The 17,338-nt window shown below is 64.2% G+C and carries 20 protein-coding genes; 17 read left to right on the top strand and 3 right to left on the bottom strand.

Going from position 1 to position 17,338, the window contains the following annotated elements; all coding sequences use genetic code 11:
- Nucleotides 1–14: 14 nt before the first annotated feature.
- From AC1Q5S_RS01785 to AC1Q5S_RS01800, 4 genes are all read left to right on the top strand, one after another.
- Nucleotides 15–1,298 carry a three-Cys-motif partner protein TcmP gene (locus AC1Q5S_RS01785; protein WP_066788249.1) on the top strand — a complete coding sequence of 428 codons (1,284 nt, stop codon included), beginning with the start codon at nt 15–17 and terminating at the stop codon, nt 1,296–1,298.
- Entirely contained in the window at nt 1,295–2,140 is an 846-nt protein-coding gene (locus AC1Q5S_RS01790) for a three-Cys-motif partner protein TcmP (protein WP_060986644.1), read from the top strand. Before AC1Q5S_RS01785 ends, AC1Q5S_RS01790 begins: the two co-directional genes overlap by 4 nt.
- A 129-nt stretch (nt 2,141–2,269) precedes the next feature.
- Nucleotides 2,270–3,892 (top strand): AAA family ATPase, encoded by a 1,623-nt coding sequence (locus AC1Q5S_RS01795; protein WP_066788238.1) that lies wholly within the window; start codon nt 2,270–2,272, stop codon nt 3,890–3,892.
- Nucleotide 3,893: 1 nt separating this feature from the next.
- Complete coding sequence (locus AC1Q5S_RS01800; RefSeq protein WP_060987132.1) at nt 3,894–4,739, top strand: HNH endonuclease; 846 nt, start codon at nt 3,894–3,896, stop codon at nt 4,737–4,739.
- A 196-nt stretch (nt 4,740–4,935) separates the two neighbouring features.
- Here AC1Q5S_RS01800 and AC1Q5S_RS01805 read toward each other — a convergent pair whose 3' ends face one another.
- Nucleotides 4,936–5,148 (bottom strand): hypothetical protein, encoded by a 213-nt coding sequence (locus AC1Q5S_RS01805; protein WP_156445267.1) that lies wholly within the window; start codon nt 5,146–5,148, stop codon nt 4,936–4,938.
- A gap of 34 nt (nt 5,149–5,182) precedes the next feature.
- On the opposite strand from AC1Q5S_RS01805, the gene AC1Q5S_RS01810 reads away from it, so the two are divergent.
- The 9 genes from AC1Q5S_RS01810 (at nt 5,183) to AC1Q5S_RS01850 (ending at nt 12,175) form a co-directional block, all read left to right on the top strand.
- Nucleotides 5,183–6,946: a PRTRC system ParB family protein gene (locus AC1Q5S_RS01810; protein ID WP_066788232.1), complete on the top strand. Its 1,764-nt coding sequence runs from the start codon at nt 5,183–5,185 to the stop codon at nt 6,944–6,946.
- A 98-nt stretch (nt 6,947–7,044) separates the two neighbouring features.
- Nucleotides 7,045–7,533 carry a PRTRC system protein E gene (locus tag AC1Q5S_RS01815; protein ID WP_066788229.1) on the top strand — a complete coding sequence of 163 codons (489 nt, stop codon included), beginning with the start codon at nt 7,045–7,047 and terminating at the stop codon, nt 7,531–7,533.
- Between the two features lie 96 nt (nt 7,534–7,629).
- Nucleotides 7,630–8,073 carry a PRTRC system protein C gene (locus AC1Q5S_RS01820; RefSeq protein WP_060987129.1) on the top strand — a complete coding sequence of 148 codons (444 nt, stop codon included), beginning with the start codon at nt 7,630–7,632 and terminating at the stop codon, nt 8,071–8,073.
- Nucleotides 8,074–8,084: 11 nt separating this feature from the next.
- Complete coding sequence (locus tag AC1Q5S_RS01825; RefSeq protein ID WP_060987128.1) at nt 8,085–9,134, top strand: PRTRC system protein F; 1,050 nt, start codon at nt 8,085–8,087, stop codon at nt 9,132–9,134.
- Between the two features lie 26 nt (nt 9,135–9,160).
- Nucleotides 9,161–9,901 (top strand): PRTRC system protein B, encoded by a 741-nt coding sequence (locus AC1Q5S_RS01830; protein ID WP_060987127.1) that lies wholly within the window; start codon nt 9,161–9,163, stop codon nt 9,899–9,901.
- Nucleotides 9,901–10,611 carry a PRTRC system protein A gene (locus tag AC1Q5S_RS01835; RefSeq protein WP_060987126.1) on the top strand — a complete coding sequence of 237 codons (711 nt, stop codon included), beginning with the start codon at nt 9,901–9,903 and terminating at the stop codon, nt 10,609–10,611. Before AC1Q5S_RS01830 ends, AC1Q5S_RS01835 begins: the two co-directional genes overlap by 1 nt.
- Complete coding sequence (locus AC1Q5S_RS01840) at nt 10,608–11,510, top strand: PRTRC system ThiF family protein (RefSeq protein ID WP_296338124.1); 903 nt, start codon at nt 10,608–10,610, stop codon at nt 11,508–11,510. The genes AC1Q5S_RS01835 and AC1Q5S_RS01840 overlap by 4 nt, the downstream gene beginning before the upstream one ends.
- Entirely contained in the window at nt 11,507–11,725 is a 219-nt protein-coding gene (locus AC1Q5S_RS01845; protein WP_060987125.1) for a hypothetical protein, read from the top strand. Before AC1Q5S_RS01840 ends, AC1Q5S_RS01845 begins: the two co-directional genes overlap by 4 nt.
- Before the next feature lie 96 nt (nt 11,726–11,821).
- Nucleotides 11,822–12,175 (top strand): H-NS histone family protein, encoded by a 354-nt coding sequence (locus tag AC1Q5S_RS01850; protein WP_060987124.1) that lies wholly within the window; start codon nt 11,822–11,824, stop codon nt 12,173–12,175.
- A gap of 4 nt (nt 12,176–12,179) precedes the next feature.
- Here AC1Q5S_RS01850 and AC1Q5S_RS01855 read toward each other — a convergent pair whose 3' ends face one another.
- Complete coding sequence (locus AC1Q5S_RS01855; protein ID WP_060987123.1) at nt 12,180–13,337, bottom strand: phage integrase N-terminal domain-containing protein; 1,158 nt, start codon at nt 13,335–13,337, stop codon at nt 12,180–12,182.
- Nucleotides 13,338–14,534: 1,197 nt separating this feature from the next.
- Here AC1Q5S_RS01855 and AC1Q5S_RS01860 point away from each other — a divergent pair.
- From AC1Q5S_RS01860 to AC1Q5S_RS01875, 4 genes are all read left to right on the top strand, one after another.
- On the top strand, nt 14,535–15,566 hold the full coding sequence (locus AC1Q5S_RS01860; protein ID WP_060987122.1) for a PRTRC system protein D: 1,032 nt from the start codon (nt 14,535–14,537) through the stop codon (nt 15,564–15,566).
- On the top strand, nt 15,563–15,838 hold the full coding sequence (locus tag AC1Q5S_RS01865; protein WP_067512833.1) for a hypothetical protein: 276 nt from the start codon (nt 15,563–15,565) through the stop codon (nt 15,836–15,838). Before AC1Q5S_RS01860 ends, AC1Q5S_RS01865 begins: the two co-directional genes overlap by 4 nt.
- Before the next feature lie 139 nt (nt 15,839–15,977).
- On the top strand, nt 15,978–16,292 hold the full coding sequence (locus AC1Q5S_RS01870; protein ID WP_296338134.1) for a CFI-box-CTERM domain-containing protein: 315 nt from the start codon (nt 15,978–15,980) through the stop codon (nt 16,290–16,292).
- Nucleotides 16,289–16,822 (top strand): PD-(D/E)XK nuclease family protein, encoded by a 534-nt coding sequence (locus AC1Q5S_RS01875; protein WP_060987120.1) that lies wholly within the window; start codon nt 16,289–16,291, stop codon nt 16,820–16,822. Before AC1Q5S_RS01870 ends, AC1Q5S_RS01875 begins: the two co-directional genes overlap by 4 nt.
- Before the next feature lie 183 nt (nt 16,823–17,005).
- Here AC1Q5S_RS01875 and AC1Q5S_RS01880 read toward each other — a convergent pair.
- Nucleotides 17,006–17,338, bottom strand: a 333-nt coding sequence (locus AC1Q5S_RS01880; RefSeq protein ID WP_492238233.1) for a hypothetical protein, incomplete at its 5' end; no start/stop codon positions are given.

The following is a 17,338-nucleotide window of genomic DNA, read 5'->3' on the forward strand; positions in this document are numbered from 1 at the left end:
AGAAAGGCTTGCACTTGGCAAAGAGTCACTACGATTGGAGGAACGGACCGGCAGAGATCGATCCGCACAGTGTGACGAAGCATGAGGTGCTGGTTGGCTACCTGATTCGGTACTTCGAGCAGCGAACGCTCAATGCCCGCGGGCGTGAGCGACTCCGCATCACGTTGGTTGATGGATTTTGCGGGGGCGGTCTCTACACGCTCAAAGGGCTGGGTACGGAAATCCTTGGCTCGCCGCTGCGTATGCTGGATGCCGTCCGGGAGGCCAGTCTCCGCGTCAACGCCCAGAGAACGAAACCCATCGATCTGGATGTGCGGTACATCTTCATCGACAAGGATGCTCAGGCACTGTCGCACCTGAAGCAAGTCTTGCATGACAGAGGATACGGTGCACAAGTTGGCCAATCCATTCACGTCATTCATGACGACTTTGTCTCGGCGTCGCCAGCCGTGTTTCGGTTGATTGAGGCTCACACCCCCCGAGCACACACGGCGCTTTTCTTTCTGGATCAGTATGGTTACAGCGATGTGCCGGCGCCGCTGATTCAAAAGATATTTGCTGAATCACCGAAGAGCGAGGTGGTCCTGACGTTCCATGTCTCGGCTTTTGCCACCTACACCAACGATGAGTTCACGGACAAGGTTTCTGGAAAGCTGGCCATTGACATCCGTGCGGCGTTGGGAGGTAAAACGATCGAGCAAATCAAGGAAGAGAACTCGACGGATTGGCGGCGCTTCATTCAAGCCGCTCTGTACCATGCCTTGGTGAAAGATTGTGGAGCTGAGTACTTCACGCCGTTCTTCATTCGTGGAGAAGGGAGCGGTCAAGGCGAGTACTGGCTTGTCCATCTTTCGCGGCATCCGCGTGCGCAGGATGTGATGAAGCAGGTGCACTGGGAGCACCAGAACCATTCCATCCACTACGGTGGTGCGGGCCTTGACATGCTTGCGACCCACATGATGGGGTTCCGCCAGGAGTTCGAAGGGGGATTCGTGTTCGACGATGTGGCGCAGAGCCTGTCTGCCGATGTGTTGCCCCAGCACCTCGCGGAGAATATTTTTGGGCGAGGACAGCCGGTGCAGATCGGCGAGCTTTATGCCTCGACCTGCAATACGTCCCCGGGCACCTCGCTCATGTACAAGGACGCGCTTGAGCGGTTGTCCGGTGAGAAGGACATCGTCATTCGATCGGAGGATGGGGCGGTTCGGCGGCTTGCGCGATACATGCGGGATACGGATTGGATCGAACGAAACCGGCAGGGCGCTCTATTCCGCACTCCGCAAAGAGGTGGGCAGTGAGTTTTTCCCTCGCGCACAACGATGACCCTTTGCCCCATCTGCCGGTGGAATTCGGGCGGGCCGGCGAGGGTGTTGGCAGGTGGGTTCCAGAGATGAAGCACACCTTCCTGGCCAAGTATGTGGAAGGCACACGGAGAGCGCGCGAGAAGTTCAAGCAGCGCGTCTATGTCGATCTGTTCTGTGGGCCTGGACGCATTCAGGTCAAAGGCGAAACGATGACCCGTCCTGGTGGCGCACAGGTCGCATGGCAGCACTCGCTGCGCGACAAAGTGGCCTTCACATCATGTTTCGTTGGTGACCTGGACGCGTCACGAGCATCGGCCTGCGCGGAGCGGTTGCAGGCAATGGGTGCGCCGGCCACAGCTTTGCTGGGGGCAGCCGAGTCCACGGTGGATCAAGTGTTTGGAATGATTCCGAAGGGCGCTCTGTGCCTTGCGTACCTCGATCCCTACAACCTCCAGTACCTGTCGTTCAGCGTGATCGAGAAACTGGCACGGCTGAAGTTTGTTGATTTTGCGGTTCATTTCAGCACCATGGATCTGCGGCGAAACGTGCTGATGGAATACAACTCGGAGCGGGCGCGCTTCGATGCGGCAGCACCTGGATGGCGGGATCATATCGACCCGATTGCATTTGTACGTGGTGATGCAGACGAGGCGTTCTTTGACTACTGGTGCGATCTGGTGCGCGGCCTTGGATTTTCGATCAGCCGACGCATGCCGCTGGTGCGCGACGAAGGAAATCGGCCGCTGTACCACTTGGTTTTCTTCAGTCGTCATGAGCTACCCAACAGGATCTGGGGCGATGTGGCCCAAGGTCCGAACCGTGAATTCGACTTCTAGGGAAGCTCTGAGCGAATCACTTTGAGCTTGCCCCTAAAAATCGCATCCCATGCTGAGGTGTTTCAATCGAAGCGAGGAAGCAAAGATGCCGTTGTGATGGCTGTTCTTGGAAAAATATAGGGAGAAGGAATGCTGTCATTCAGGGTCGTCGATTCGACCTCTGCCCCAAGCAGCGGCAATGAGGTACTCCTCGGCCGAGACAATTGGAACGACTGGTTCACCTGGGTGACGCAGTTCCATGTGATCGTGGTCACAGAAGACCGCCGGCGGATCGATATTGGCAACGTAAAGATTGCCAGGGCGGGGATGACCTCTGAGTCTGCCGTCAGCTCGGCATTGCTCGACCCCGTGTTTTCCAGGCTCGAAGCCCCGTGGTTCTCGATGGGCCAGACCGAGAACTACTACGAACAGCTCAACGAACTCGGCGAGCAGTTGCGGGACGAGTACCTCCTTGCAATGCGTGACATGGCGCGGAACCCATCACTGCTCGAGGAATATGCCGCCGAGGAAGTTTTGCGGCGGTCACTGCTGCGCGATATCGATATCGACCGAGTGCGCAATCGCTTCCACCGGCTCGCGCTCGGCAATGTCGTGCTGACCGCGTTCGCGTTTCGCTACACGTTTCCCCAGGATCCGCGTACCTTGGACGCTCCGCCGCGACTCGATTTCCAGGTCACGCCCGAATCCAGTCCACCGACCAACGTCCACGTCGTTATCGGACGGAACGGCGTCGGCAAGACGCGCTGCTTCGACTATTTGTCGCGGGCCTTTCTTGGCCTGCAGTCGCGCGATGGAGGTGCGGTAGGCGAATTGGGGCCGCTGAATCCTCTCGGGTTCAACAGTCCGTTCGGGTACGTCAATCCGTCCCCGGGTAGGGGCCATGACTTTGCCGGATTGGTGACGGTTTCGTTCAGTCCATTCGACGAGTACGGCCCGCTGGTGCCCGCGAATACTCAACTGGCGGTGAGGTACGAATACATTGGCCTGATCCGGCAGTCCGCAGCGGATGTTCAACCAAGTGGCGTCGATGATGATGGGCAGTCGGAGCTGAGCATCAAGGGGCGTCCCGAGCTTTCTCGGGATTTTTTGAAAGGCATAGTCGCCTGTCGCGGTGCCGCGCGTCGGCGTCGCTGGCTGAAAGCGGTCGAACTGCTCGAGGCCGACCCCTTGTTTCTTGATGCGAATGCCAGGAGCGTCATCGATGACACAGGTGAGGGCTGGGAAGATCGCACGCGCAAGTGGTTTCGGCGACTGAGCTCGGGCCATAGTGTTGTCTTGCTGACGATCACGCTGCTCGTCGAACTTGTCGAGGAGAAGTCGCTGGTGCTTATTGACGAGCCCGAAGGGCATCTCCATCCGCCGCTGCTATCCGCGTTTGTGCGTGCGCTGAGCGAGCTACTGGTTAACCGCAATGGTGTGGCCATCATTGCGACGCACTCGCCGGTCGTTTTGCAGGAAGTGCCTGGTTCTTGTGCATGGGTGCTCAACCGCTCGGGCCACTCCGCGCGCGTCGACCGGCCCGAGCTTGAGACTTTTGGCGAAAACGTCGGAATCCTCACCCGCGAGGTGTTCGGACTGGAGGTTGTCCAGACTGGCTTTCACCGCTTGATCAGCGACGCAGTGCAACAAGGCGGATATGAACAGGCCATAGCGCGATTCGGCGGCCGACTCGGAGGCGAGGCGCGATCGTTGGCTCGCGCACTCAGCATGGTGCCTCCGTCTCCACCCGACGCGGCAGGCGAGGGGGCCTAACATGCGAAGTTTGCCTCTTCCTACCGACACGCAGGCGAGTGTGTTCGCGCTGTGCCTGGGCGCCACGACAGATCCTGGCCTTCAGGCCCGCCTGACGGCAATTGGTGCCAGCCTCGCTGCTTCTGGGGTGACCTATCATGCGAACGCTACGGCGGCCTCGCTCCACCACGTCGAGCGCCGGCCCTCGGTTGGCGGTGTCACCAAGGCGGAGCTGACCGGACTTTACGAGGAGCATCTGAGCAAGACGAGCGGCGCGGCTCGCGCGGTCTATGACCGCATACGCAGCGCGGCACCGAACAACCGTTGTCCGCTGTGCGGTGTAGGCAGCGTCGCCCATTGCGACCACCATCTGCCCAAGTCACGCTATCCCGACTTGTCCATTCTGCCGTCCAACCTGGTGCCCGCATGTCATTTCTGCAATGACAAGAAGCGCGCGAAGTATCCTGCCACGGCCGGACAACAGACCTTCCATCCTTATTTCGACCAGCATCTGCTGAACGTACCCTGGGTGCGCGCAACGCTCAACCCCGGGCCACCGCCGGTGCTGGTGTTCGATGCCTGCCCTCCAACTGCGTGGACCACTGTGGATCAAGATCGCGTTCGGCGGCACTTCGACGTGTGCGGGCTGGCGACCACGTTCACAACCAACGCCAATGACGAATTGCCGATCCTTCGCGACAGGCTGGCTCTGCAGTCAAGTCGCGGTGGCGTGCCTGCGATCCAGCAGTTTCTAAATGACGAGCGTGACTTGCATTCGGTACGGCCCAACAGCTGGCAATATGCGACCTATCGCGCGTTGGCCGCTGATGCTTGGTTCGTGGGCGGGGGCTATCTCACGATTCCGTAAGCGAACTCGGCTCCTCCTTGCCGTGTGATGGAGTGGCCGCCTGTTGGGGAAGGCGAGTTCCTGCCAGGTGGTTCCTCGACGCGTACCTGATCGCGAACGGACAGTGAGTCGGTCAGCGCGCGCTATGCGGCGCTGATGCAGCAGCACGCTCTGCGGCTGCGGGCGTGACACGCATTGCGCTGGCGGTCGGAAGACTTCAGTTCAGGTGCTGATGCACCAGCCGCTGGAACTCGGGGCGCAGCGCGCGCCCGGGATCGAGCGACAGAGCCTCGCGCCGGCCGCTGGGCCAGGCCAGTTCGCCGTGGTGGCCATTGAGCGTCAGCACCGCGTGGTCGAAGATCCGTTTGGACGGGTTCCCGCCTGATGGCGAGGGCGAGCCTCTTGAAGGGAGGCGGAGCGGCGAGAGCATGACTGCATCCCACCCGATGCAGACAGGAGGCACCATGACCGACCCCACCCAGCCGAGCCAGCCCACCTTGCCGATCCGTAAGATCGTCCAAGGCAAGAACCCCCGCGAATACTTCGACCCCGCCGAGATGGCGGAACTGGAGGAGGGCATCCGCGCCGTCGGTGTGCTCGAACCCATCGTCGTGCGCCCCGTGCCGGGCACCGACCTCTACGAAATCATCGCCGGTGAACGCCGCTGGCGCGCCGCGAAGAACGTGTTCGGCGACGGCTACGACATGCCGGTGGTCATCAAGGACGCGAACGACGAGACGGCCGAGGCCATGTCGGTGATCGAGAACTACCACCGCGCCGCGATGTCGCCCGCAGAGGAGGCCCACGCCGCACAGCGCCAGCTCCTGCGCCAGCGTGGCGACAAGGAGGAAGCCGCCCGCCTCATGGGCTGGTCGCCCGATGTGCTGGAGCGGCGGCTGGCGCTGCTGGCCTGCACGCCCGCCGTGCTCAAGGCGCTCACCACCCGCACCATCCAGCTCGGCCACGCCGAACTGCTCTCGGGCATTCCCCCGGACAAGCAGGACAGCGTGCTCACAGGCATCGTGGCACAGAAGGTGCCGGTGGCCGTGCTCAAGGCGCAACTGGGCCGCTACGCACGGCGGCTGGCCGAAGCGATCTTCGACACCGCGCAATGCGGCGGCTGTCCGCACAACTCGGCGCGGCAGTCGGGCCTGTTCGCGGAATCCCTGGGCGAGGGCTACTGCCAGCACCCGAGCCACTTCGAGGAACTGACCCAGCCGGCCATCGAATCCCGAGCCAATGCGCTGCGCGATGAATACCCAGTCATCCGCATCGTCAAGGCCGGCGATGGCTTCGCGCCGCTTCCCGTGAGCGCCGAGGGCGACCTGGGCGTCGGCGCGCCGCAGTACACCTCCTGCCAGGGATGCCAGTCCTTCGGCTGCGCGGTATCCGCGATGCCGGGCAGCTATGGCGAGGTCACGCGCTCGCTGTGCTTCGACGCCGCATGCAACAGCCAGAAGGTTGTCCTGTGGCGCAAAGCGCAGCGCGATGCCCAGGCGGCGCAGGACGAAGCGCAGGGCAAGGGCGCGGTGAAGGCAGGCGCAGCCAAGCCCACCGGCAAGAAGCCCACGGCTGCCGCGCCCACGAACCAGACACCGCAGCGTGTCGTCAGCCACCGTGTCATGGAGTGGCGCAAGTGGCTGGCCAAGGCCCTGATGGCGCAGCCGCAGTGCAGCCAGCGGGTGCTGATCGCGCTGGCGCTGGCCGGTCGCGGGGCCGATCTGCGCGAGGCGCAGTTCCGCAACGCCTTCGACCGGCTCGCTGGTCAAGCCGCAGGTGCGGGGTTCGGCGTGCGGGGCGGGCTGCAACGGGCCGCTGCCGCGCCCGAGGCCCAACTGGAGCGGCTGCTGCAAGCCGCCACCGCCTCGGCGGCGTTCGGCGTCACTGTGACCGACCTCGAACTGCTGTTGAACTATGCCCAGGTGGATGAAGGGCGGTACTTCCAGTGGAACAAGGAGTTCCTCGACCTGTTCACGATGAGCGAACTGGAGTGCCTTGCCGAAGAAGTCGGGCTCAAGAAGGCGATGGGCTCGGGCTTCAAGGTGGCACGCGGCGGCAAGAAGCCCGACTTCATCACGGCCCTGCTCAAGGTGCCGGGCTTTGCGTACCAGGGTACGGTGCCTGCCGTGATGCGCTTCCCGCGTCAGCCGATCCTGGCCGATGCAGCGGATGAGGCCGAGAGCACCGAGGCCACACCGGCCTTGCAGCCCGAGCCTGCGCTGGCCTGACGCGCCGACCGGCCCCTGGACACCAGGGAGCCGGGTTCTAGCATGGTCTGGACGGCCTCGCATGGGGCCATGTCCCTCATTCCACCAAGGAGTTTCAAATGACGATGTTCGAGGAACTGTTCACGCTGGCTTGCAGCGCCACGCTCACGATGACGGTGAGCGCCGACGAGAAATCCGGCCGCCTGACGGTCAACGTAATCCCCAAGCCCCGGCAGGACGCGGGCGAGCCTGGGCTGACGCAGCCCCTGAGCCTCACGGCCACGCCGCAGGAGTTCGACGCGGGTTTCATCGAAGCCCTGCGCGGCTACCGCGAGGTGCGCCAGAGCCTGGCGCAGCAGGCCGAGGCCACGAAGGAAGTGATCGAGGCCGCGAAGGCGGTATCGGTCAAGCAGGCCAGTGACGCCATCGTGAAGGCGGGTGCTTCCAAGTCCGCACCGGCCAAGCCCGTGACGGCCCCGGCGGTATCCGCCTTGGGCAACGGGGCGGATGACGAGGGGGAGGACGATGCCTCGCAGGCCGCAGTGGCGGGCGCGGCACCTGCCGCAGCCGCCACCGCTGGCGGCGAATCCTTCGACCTGTTCGGGTAAGTCGGCGGGCACCCTTGATCGGGGCATCAGCAGCGGGAGACTGAACACATGGCAATCACGGCGGTTGCCGCGTTCATCCCCCAAGGAGCCCAACCCATGGCCATTGAAGTCACCCCCATCGTCCGCACCTTCACCTACAACGGCATCCTGCTGCCGGATGTGCCCGGGCTCGCGCCCCGCGAAGTGCGCGACCTCTACAGCGCCCAGTACCCCGAACTGGTCAGCGCCGAGGTCGAAGCAGGTTCGGTCGCCAACGGGCGGCAGGACTTCACGTTCCGCAAGGCCGTGGGCACCAAGGGCACGGGCAAGGCCGAGCAGCCCGGCCCCCGCCTTGCGGCGCTGCTGGCTTGCGTTCAGACCCAACTGACCGGCCCGGCCAGCGCGACGGCCAAGCTGTCCCGTGCCGTGTCGCAGCGCCCCGTGGCGAAGCGCTCGGCAGCGTGGAGCCGCTTTGCCCGCCAGACCCTGGAACAGCACCGGCACGAAGGCGCAGCCCAGCGCGCCAGCGTCACCAGCGAAATGCTCACCCCGCTGCCTTGAGGGCCACGGTCATGCCTGTCGCTCCCATGCTGGCGCTGCCCAGCCTGCAACCCGGCATTCCGTCGGCGGTCGCTTCCACGTCCCAGGCCAGCGCGAACGCGGCGCTGTGCCGTTTCCTGATCGCATCGGGCGCGGTACGGGAAGATGACCTGCCGGAGGGCGAGGCCGACCCGCTCAAAGCCTGTCAGCGTGCCATCGACGCCTGGATCAAGCGCCAGATCGGCCCGCTGCACTGCCTGGAGCCGCGCTTCGCCATCAACGTGCTCGACGAGCATGGCCACCATCCGGCCATGCGCAGCGGGCAGCCGGCCCCCTATGCCCAACTGGACGTGTACTGGTGCGAATACCGCGAGGCCGAGTGGCCGGTGGGCCGGAGCCTGGAGGCGTTGAACGAAGCCATGCCGCACCTGGGGGCCACGGTGTTGCAGGTGCTGCGCCAGCAGGGCCGCTATGTGTATCCCCTGTTCACCCCGGACATTGCCGATGACGTGGCGTCCTACGTGTACTGGCAGGGGGAAATGGATGAGGAGGCGGCGCTGGACATGATGTGCGAGGACAGCGATGACGCCGACCGCGAAGCCATGCGCGAGGAAATGGTTACGCGCAGGATGCTGGACGATGCCTATCCCGAGTGGGCGCGCCGCTGGCTGGTGCGGCCCGACAAGAATGCGGGAGGGCGCGAGTGCACCCAGGCATGGCGACCATGCAGCCTGCGCCGCGCCGCCAGGACGCTGACCGACCCGCACCAGCGCCAGATCGCCGCCGATGCGCTGGCGCTGTCCCGCCTGACGCTCACCGACGACTTCCATCCCGACATCGACGGCGAGTACATCGGCTTCGGCGCGGTGCTGTCCTGGGAAGAGGGCGACGTCACCACGCGCATCTACGACGACTTGCTCAATCTGGCGCACCAGTCCGAGTACTGCGACCGCATGGGTGAGGTGCTCATCCCGCTGGACGACCCCGGCGCGCTGCAAGCTTGGTTCCTGCGCATGGGACAGCGCTTCGAGGCCATCGCGCTGATCGACCGCTTGATCCACGCCCTGTGCCACGGACACTGACTTCATACAGATAGGAGGTAGTCCCTATGAACGAGGCGGAGTTTTCCATTCAGACGCCCACGGACAACGTGCTGGAGCTGGATCAGGCGGTGCTGCTGTACCACGGGCGCTCGGGCAGCGCCCTGGCCACGGTGCATGAGGTCACGACCGTGGATGGCGCACCCGTGATCGGCGCGGGCCGGGCCATGACCGCCCAGGCGGCAAGGGAGTTGGCTGGGGCCTTACTCCAGCGCGCGGCCCACGGCGGCTTTCTGCCCGAGACGGTGCTGTACCTCCACGGCGACCTGCTGGTGTGGTGGGTGCCACCGGCACGCAGGCATGTGGCGTTCAGGGTGGGCGCGGAGCAGGCCGAAGCGTTTGGCGGGCGCGAGCGCGGCGAGACGGTGCCGCAGCCGGGGCTGGTCTTCGCCGCCGCCAGCAAGGTCTGGAGGGTTTGGGCCGTGAAGGGCCAGAACCGCCCGATGCCACAGACGCCGCTGTTCCAGGCCCCGTACTTCAATGTCGATGGTAAGGGCCACATCTGCCAGGGCAATGTGCCGGTGCCCAATGGCACGACCGTGGAGAAGATCAGCGCCTGGAACGACGCCTTCCTGCGTTCCTACTTCACGCACCCCAACGTGGCGGGCAAGCTGCTGCGCTACCGGGCCGGTGCCTACGCCTTCTGGCGCGACATGCTCGATGGAGCCTTCACGCGCTTCCCCGAGCGGGTGCTGGTCGATGCCAAGACCACGCTGGGCCGACTGCTGGGCGAACCAGAGGCCACATGATGGGCACGATGGACCCGAGAGACCAAGCCCTGCTCGCTGCCTGCCCGGTGATCGCCGCGCCGCGCTTCGGCGCGCTGCCGGACATGGGCAACGGCCAGCGCATCATCGTGGCGCGCAACGGGTGGTTCGTGCAGACCCGGCTCGACTGGCTCGACAGCATCGCGGCCCTAGGCCACGGCTCACTGCCCATGCGCTTGCCCTATGGCGAGGTCGCGGAGTACCTGCGGTTCAGCTTTGGCGTGCTGCCCATCCGCTTGATCGAAGCGTTCGTGGTGGCGAGCCGGGAGAGCCTGCCCAATGAAGCCGCCGGGGTGTTGATCTATTCGCGCCGCACCGGGCAGTTGCGGCTGGCGATGTGCGAGCCCGAGCAGACCTCGCCTGTCCATATCCGCTATCGGCGTCCCGCCATGGCCGACGACGAGACGGTCGCGGTGGACCTGCACACGCATGGCCGGGCACCGGCCTTCTGGTCGGGCGAAGACGACCGCGAAGATCAGGGCATCAAGGTGGCGGGGGTCTTCGGCCTGCTCGACCGGCCACGGCCCTCGGCCTGCTTCCGGCTGGTGATCAATGGCCTCTACGTGCCGCTCAACAAGCACCCCTGGCGGGAGCCGCAAGGCGAATGGCAGGAGCAGGGGGTTGTGGCACCGCGCGGCGAAGGCTGGATGCAGCGCGTGCTCTGGCGCTGGCGGGATCGCCATCTGCCTTGAACACCAGCGTTCCCGCGAGAGACTGGGTGCAGGACATTCGATTGGAGGTACTGGTGGAACACCTGATTCATCCGAAGCTGCTGGAGCACCGCGTGGCGGTGCATCTGGTGGGTGTGGGCGGCAACGGCGCGCAGATGGCCACCTGCCTCGCCCGCCTGGACATTGCGATGCGCGCCCTGGGCCATCCGATGGGCCTGCACGTCAAGGCATTCGACGCGGACCGCGTCAGCGAAGCCAACGTGGGTCGGCAACTCTACAGTGCCGCCGACATCGGCAAGCACAAGGCGTTGGTGACCATCCATCGCCTGAACCAGTTCTATGGGCTGGATTGGGAGACCCATCCCATGCGTTACGAGGAATTCGTGCTCGGCCACCGGTACGCGGCCAGCGCCGATGTGCTGGTCAGTTGCGTGGACAGCCGCTCGGCGCGGCAAGTGCTGCACCAGCTCGCGTGGCGTGACGCCAATCGCTACGGCTACTGGCTCGACTTGGGCAATACCGAGTCCACCGCGCAGGTGGTCTTGGGCGAGCCGCAGAGCAGCGCGGCATCGTGGAAGGGGCAAGGCCCACGCCTGCCGTGCGTGACAGAACTTTTCCCCGAACTGCTCGACGCCGCCGCGCCAGAGAACAACCAGCCGTCCTGCTCAGTGCGCATGTCGCTGGCCTCCCAGGGTCTGTTCGTCAACGACGTGGCGGTGCGCTACGCCGCGCAACTGCTCTATGAGTTGTTCTCCAAAGGGCGGCTGTCCGCGCACGGTGTCGTCGTCAATCTGGAATCCAAGCGCAGCGGCCCCATCGAGGTCGATCCACGCACCTGGGCGCGCTTCGGTTTTAGCCACGAGGACGCCGAGCGCCAGGAGCCGGAGCTGGAATCCGTTGCCGAGGGGTGCGCGCCATGACCATGAAGCAATGGAACGTGCGCGTGACGCGCAACGGGCATGCCGTTCATTTCGGGCAGGTAGCCGAATCCACCGAGACGCTGGCGCGGTGTGCCGCGCTGTCGCGGTATGGCCTGTCCGAGGACGAGGCCGAAGAAATGCAGCAAGACCCCATTGACCCACGCGGTCCTGCGATCTACCCGGACGAGGCGTTCGACGTGTCGCCCGCGACTTGATTCCGAGGGCCTGCTATAGACTTGACCTGTGGTCTGGGTGTTTGACTCGCCTCGCACGATCACGCATTCCAACGCATTCCAATCACAAAGGCTGCCATGGCTCGCAAATCTTCCAAACGCACGACCCAGGAAATCGACGCCGAGATCGCCAAGTTGCAAAAGGAGCGGGATCAACTCCGCGAAGACGAGAAGGCTGGCGTGGTGGGCCGTATGAAGGAAGCCATTGCCTACTATGGCATCACCGCCGCCGACCTGGGACTGGATGCTGCCAAGCGCAAGGCCCGCACCAGCGTGACGAAGGCCAAGGGCTCGAAGACCCTGCGCGCCTCAGGCCGCATCAAGTACAAGGACGACGCGGGCCACGCATGGTCGGGCTTCGGCCCCAAGCCCAAGTGGTTCACCGAGGCACTGGCCAGCGGCAAGACCGAAGCCGATCTGCGCGCCGCCTGAAGCGTCAGGCTGGCGGGTTGGCTTCCGGCCCGTCGGCGGATTGCCTGCGGCCTGCGCTTTGCGTCGGCGATGCTTGGCCTATATAGGCTCCAGCGGCTCTTTGCCTGGCATGGCCAGCTCTCTCTGATACGGCCAGTCGCGCAGCCCGATCCGAATTCGCGTCCACACAGCCGCCGCCGCGCACGGGCGATGGTGCACCTGAAAGCGATTCATACAAATCGTTCAGATTGCCATGCCGCAGGCCGTGGGCCGTGACGCCTGCCTGCCGCTTGATGATGCCGAATTTCTCCAGGGCGTAGTCGAGCCGGCGCAGGTTGCGCTTGAGGTTCAGGGCGGGATCGCCCATGTGCGCGTCGCGGCCCGTGACCAGTGAACGTGCCAGTGCCACCGCCGAGCGCTGACCGTCTGTCTCCAGCGGCACCCAGCGCACGCGCCCGCCCTTGCCCTTGATCCATACATACTCATCCGCCTTGCGGCTTTCGAGGGGCAGGCCGGTCTGCTCGAACGGCACGACGTGCTCCAAGGGACGGAACATCACCGACTCCTTGCGCCGCAGCGCCAGCGCGTCCATCAACCGTATCGAAGCCGCGATCCGCGCATCGAACTGAGCAAGCTGGGCGAGGACCGTTTCCACATCGACGCCATGCGCGCCCCAGCTCTTGTCGCGCTGCGCCACTTCGTGGCGCTCGTATTCCTCCAGGCTCAGGCCATAACGAGCCGGTGGCCGCACGAAGCCCGGCTTTCCCAGCCAGGACGCAAGCCCCCGCAGAAAGCTCAGATAGGTCTGGATCGTGGCAGGCGCCAGCCGCTCGCGCTGCCAGACCTGCACCATCGCATGCAGGTGCTTCTGTCCCAGGTTGCGTGGGTCGGGCATGGTGTGGAAGCCGGCCTTGCGCTGGAGGTCGAGGAAGAAGCGCCGCAGAAAGCGCGCTCGTTCTGCACGGGTCTTGTGCGAGACGGTCTTCTCGCGTGCCGTGTGCCGCGTGTTGAACAGATCGATCAGGGTGTCCAGCACGCGCAGCGGATCGGCATGGCCTGGACGCAGGCGGGCAAGTATTTCCTGGGGCGTTTTGCCCGCCCAGGCTTGGGGGCGCAGCCGATCCATGCCGGGGATCCGTCCTGGGCTGACCGAATCGGCCTGTCGGGTTGAGGGTGTCGTCATCGTGCTTTCCAGGTGAGGGGTCGGCGCGCCGCCCGAACGGCGCGCTGTCAGGAATCCGGGAGGTCCAACCCCAGCGACGGATTCCGTCATCCGCTGGAGCGGGTGGTCAGGCAAGCACGGCGGCACGCGGGACCACACCGCGTGCCGCCGACCCAAGGGTTGCGCCAGCCATGCGCTTGCACGGGCCAGCTCGGTCGGTCTTAAAAATGAAAACATGTGATCCGGCTCCGTCCGCGCATTTCTGCGACCACGGAGGGGTGTGACGCGCTGTTGCCTCAAGGGCAGGCAGCCGCGTCGGCGGCGAGATCGGGTCTCGCGCCTACTGGTGGATCAATCCTGAAATTCGCAGCGCCATCCGACCGCATGGGTCCACCCCTGACCGAAAGTCCAGGGCGGTGTCGGGCGTTTGAGCGGAAACCAGCGGGGAGCCCATGAGGGCAAGCACAGCCGCTGGCGGCGTGAAATACGCATGCTCGGGTGATGGCGGGATCGGGAGCCGGCATCGGGTGCCGGGCCGGGAGATCGACGGCCTCGACGCGCTTCTGTGAGCGCCCAGCCGCAAGGGCTGGCAAAGGTCGAGGCACATGCTCTACGAAACAAACCTCGGAGCGGTCGCCTCGGGGGCGACGGCCACCCCGGCTCTGGGCCGGGGCTGCAAGGGCAGGTAACGACTGCGACGCCTGTTGCTCCGCGATGGAGCGGGCCAAGGATGGCCCTCGGGAGCCTCTAGTGGATGACGAAAAGGGCTTGATGGTCAATGCCGGCGTGGCAATGCGACGGCATGGGAAAGCGCCTTGCCGGTGGCGCTTGTGGGCACGCGACGGCGTGATAGGGGCAATTTAGTGTCCCGCAAGATCGCAGAGCAAGGCTGCATGCGGGCTTGACGGGCGAAAGTCCTGCCTCTGGTCCCGGACGGGATTCCCAAGCCCTTGCCGGGCATCTGCACGAAGGGCGCCTGATTGGCGCGCAACCAGGGTTGACGACTGCCAGTGCGATGAGACCGTGGTGACACACACGCAGTTCGCAGCGGCTTGAGTCCGGGTCTGGCGTCATTGCAATGCCACTGTTCCTTCACTCCGGTGACAGGCGGCGGCACCTGATCCCGAAACCCGGGTCATTTCGTGCGAATTGCGGGTGGCGTGGCCGCACCGCCTTGCCGATGCTGGCCGTCATGTTTCCTCACCTTGGAGCACCATCATGGAATTGATCGTCAGAGCGGTGGATGTCGGATCGGGCAACACCAAGTTCGTCACCGGCGTCACAGAGGCCGAAATCCGTTGCGCCAGCTTTCCCTCCATCGCCTATCCATCCAGCGGCGAGACGCCGCAATGGCCGACCAGCGAGCGGCGCAAGACCGTCTGCATCCCAGTCGGCCCATTGTTCTACGAGGTCGGGCCGGATGTCGGCTTGGCCGCGGACACCTTCCGCGCCAAGCAGTTGCATGACGAGTACACCGAGTCGCCCGAGTACATGGCGCTGCTGCGCGGCGCGCTCAGCATGATGAAGGTGTCCCATATCGACCTGCTGATCGTCGGGCTGCCGGTGGCGCTGTTCACCCTGAAAAAGGCAGCGCTCGAGAAGGCCATGGTCGGCAGCCACCAGGTCGGCGGCGGCAAGACTGTGACGGTGGCCAAGGCGATGGCCGTGGCCCAACCGCAGGGCGCGCTCGTTCACTACGCGGCCGAACACCAGAAGATCGAGACCATCGGCAACGAGCAGAGTCTGGTCATCGACCCCGGCTCGCGCACCTTCGACTGGCTGGTCACCCGCGGCATGCGCCTGATGCAAAAGCAATCGCACTCGATCAACCGCGGTATGTCTGACGTACTGCGCCTGCTGGCGGCCGAGATATCCAAGGACATCGGCACACCGTACCGTGATTTCGATGCCATTGATCTGGCGCTACGCACCGGCAAAGCCCCCGTGATCTTTCAGAAACCCTATGACATGAAAAAGCACCTGCCGCTGGCCGAGAGCGTGGCCCAGCAGGCGGTCTCCACGATGCGCCAGTGGATCGAGACCCCGGAGAGCCTGCAGAACATCATCCTGGTGGGCGGTGGCGCCTTCCTGTTCAAGAAGGCTGTGAAGGCGGCGTTTCCGAAGCACCGGATTCACGAGGTCAAGGAACCCATGTTTGCCAACGTGCGAGGTTTCCAGATCGCGGGCCAGAACTATGCCGCCAGCGCCATGGCCCCAGGCCGGGATCGTGGGGCAGGGGAGGCTGTATGAATCTCCGTCCTCAGAACGAGCCGAAGCCGATACGGCTGGTGTTCGAGCTGGCGCGTGCTGACAACCCGCGCCTGTACGACGAGTTGGTGCGCTTTCCGCAAGGGGCCAAGCGCGTGAACCGGCTGCGTGTGCTGGCCTATGACGGACTGCTGGCGCAGTACGGTGTGTTTGCCGTGGATGAGGCGAGGCAGGTACCTCCGCCTGCGGCCAGCGAAGCGTCGAGGTCCGCGACCGTAACCAACGACGTGTTCGGGCCCAGCCTGGAAGAGTGAGGTGGCCATGCCAAGACGCAGATGCGCGCGGCGTGATGAGGTGAGCGCCACGGAACTTGCGGAAATGGGCTTCTGCGAGAAGAGGGTGCAGCTTGCACATCTATATGGTGACCAGGCGACGCCCGAGCAGCGACAAGCCATGGCCCGAGGGCAGGCGGCCCACCAGCGGTACTTGGAGGAGGGCCTGGCGGCAACGGCGGATCGCCGGTGTTTTGTGGCCACCTTCGTGTTCGGCCCGGATGCGCGGGAGACACAGGTGCTTCGTGCATACCGTGACGCCGTGCTCTTGCGACGGCGCTGGGGGAGAGGCTTGGTCGCCGCGTACTACTGGGTGGCCCCAGTGGGTTGCCGAATCATGGCGCGATCACCTGTGATCGTGGCAGGGGTGCGCCGCATGCTGTGCGTCGTGGTTGCACGGTGTGAAAGGTCGCTGAGCGACAGGAGGTCGTCATGACTTTGTCTGCCGTGTATGTCCTTGCCGGTCTGGTATTCGCGCTGTGGCTGGCGCGGCAATGGACGCGCCGCCACACATCTTGCGAGCGCGCTTCGCGACCGCAAGAACTGGCCAATGCCGAGCTGGTCTATATGGAGAAGCTCTTTCGCATCGCGGAGCCCATCCGCCTTGTCGCGAAGGTGGATCGGGTGTACCGGCTCCCAGGGGGATCGCTGGTGCTCGTCGAACTGAAGACGCGCCGGCAGGATAGGCCTTATCTGACGGATATCATTCAATTGTCGGCGCAGCGGGTCGCCATCGAGGTTCAGACGGGCGAGGCGGTCAAGCCCTACGCCTTCGTTTCCATCCTTGGAAGAAATCGCAAGATGCGTTCGCATCAAGTTCGGCTTCTCGATGCTGCGGAAGTGGTTGACGTCTATCGGCGACGCAAGGCGATCCGCACAGGCCGGACTTCGCCTGCCTACGCCTCCACCGAATCAGCCTGCCGCGGCTGCACGCTGCGATCGAGGTGTGACCGCTTTGAGAGGTGAGCAGTGGACGCAAGGCGGTCTTCAACGACCGAATCCACGTACTCGACATGAGGCCAACTTCGATGAGAATCGAAGATGCAGGTAGTTTTCCAACGTGGATCTTTTGGTTCCATAGCGTCGCACCGACGGTGGGTGACTAGCTGGGTGGGTAAGGCGACCCAAGATGCAAAAGAGACCGCTAACCTATTGATGGATAAGCAGAAAATTCTTGCAGCAGAACGATACGACATCGTGCTGCTGTGATGCCGAAGCGATGAACACAGGAGTGGCGGATGCAGCACGTCCGTCTCGCCACTTGGGGCGAAGCAGATGACAAGACGCGCTGGAGTCTTGCCTCAGACGTTGCTTTCCCGTGCTATAGTCGATGGCTTCGCTGCCGCGGGCCTTCTTTGTGAGGGTTCTGGGGGTGGAGGAAAAAAGAAGATGGTTTTGGGTTTTGCTGGGTAAAAACCCGGTATATAATTCAAGGCTTCGCTCGGTGGATCTGGTTGCTGCAAGCGGCTGGGTTTGGAAGGT

The sequence above is a fragment of the Acidovorax sp. GW835-FHT14B10 genome (assembly GCF_058793725.1).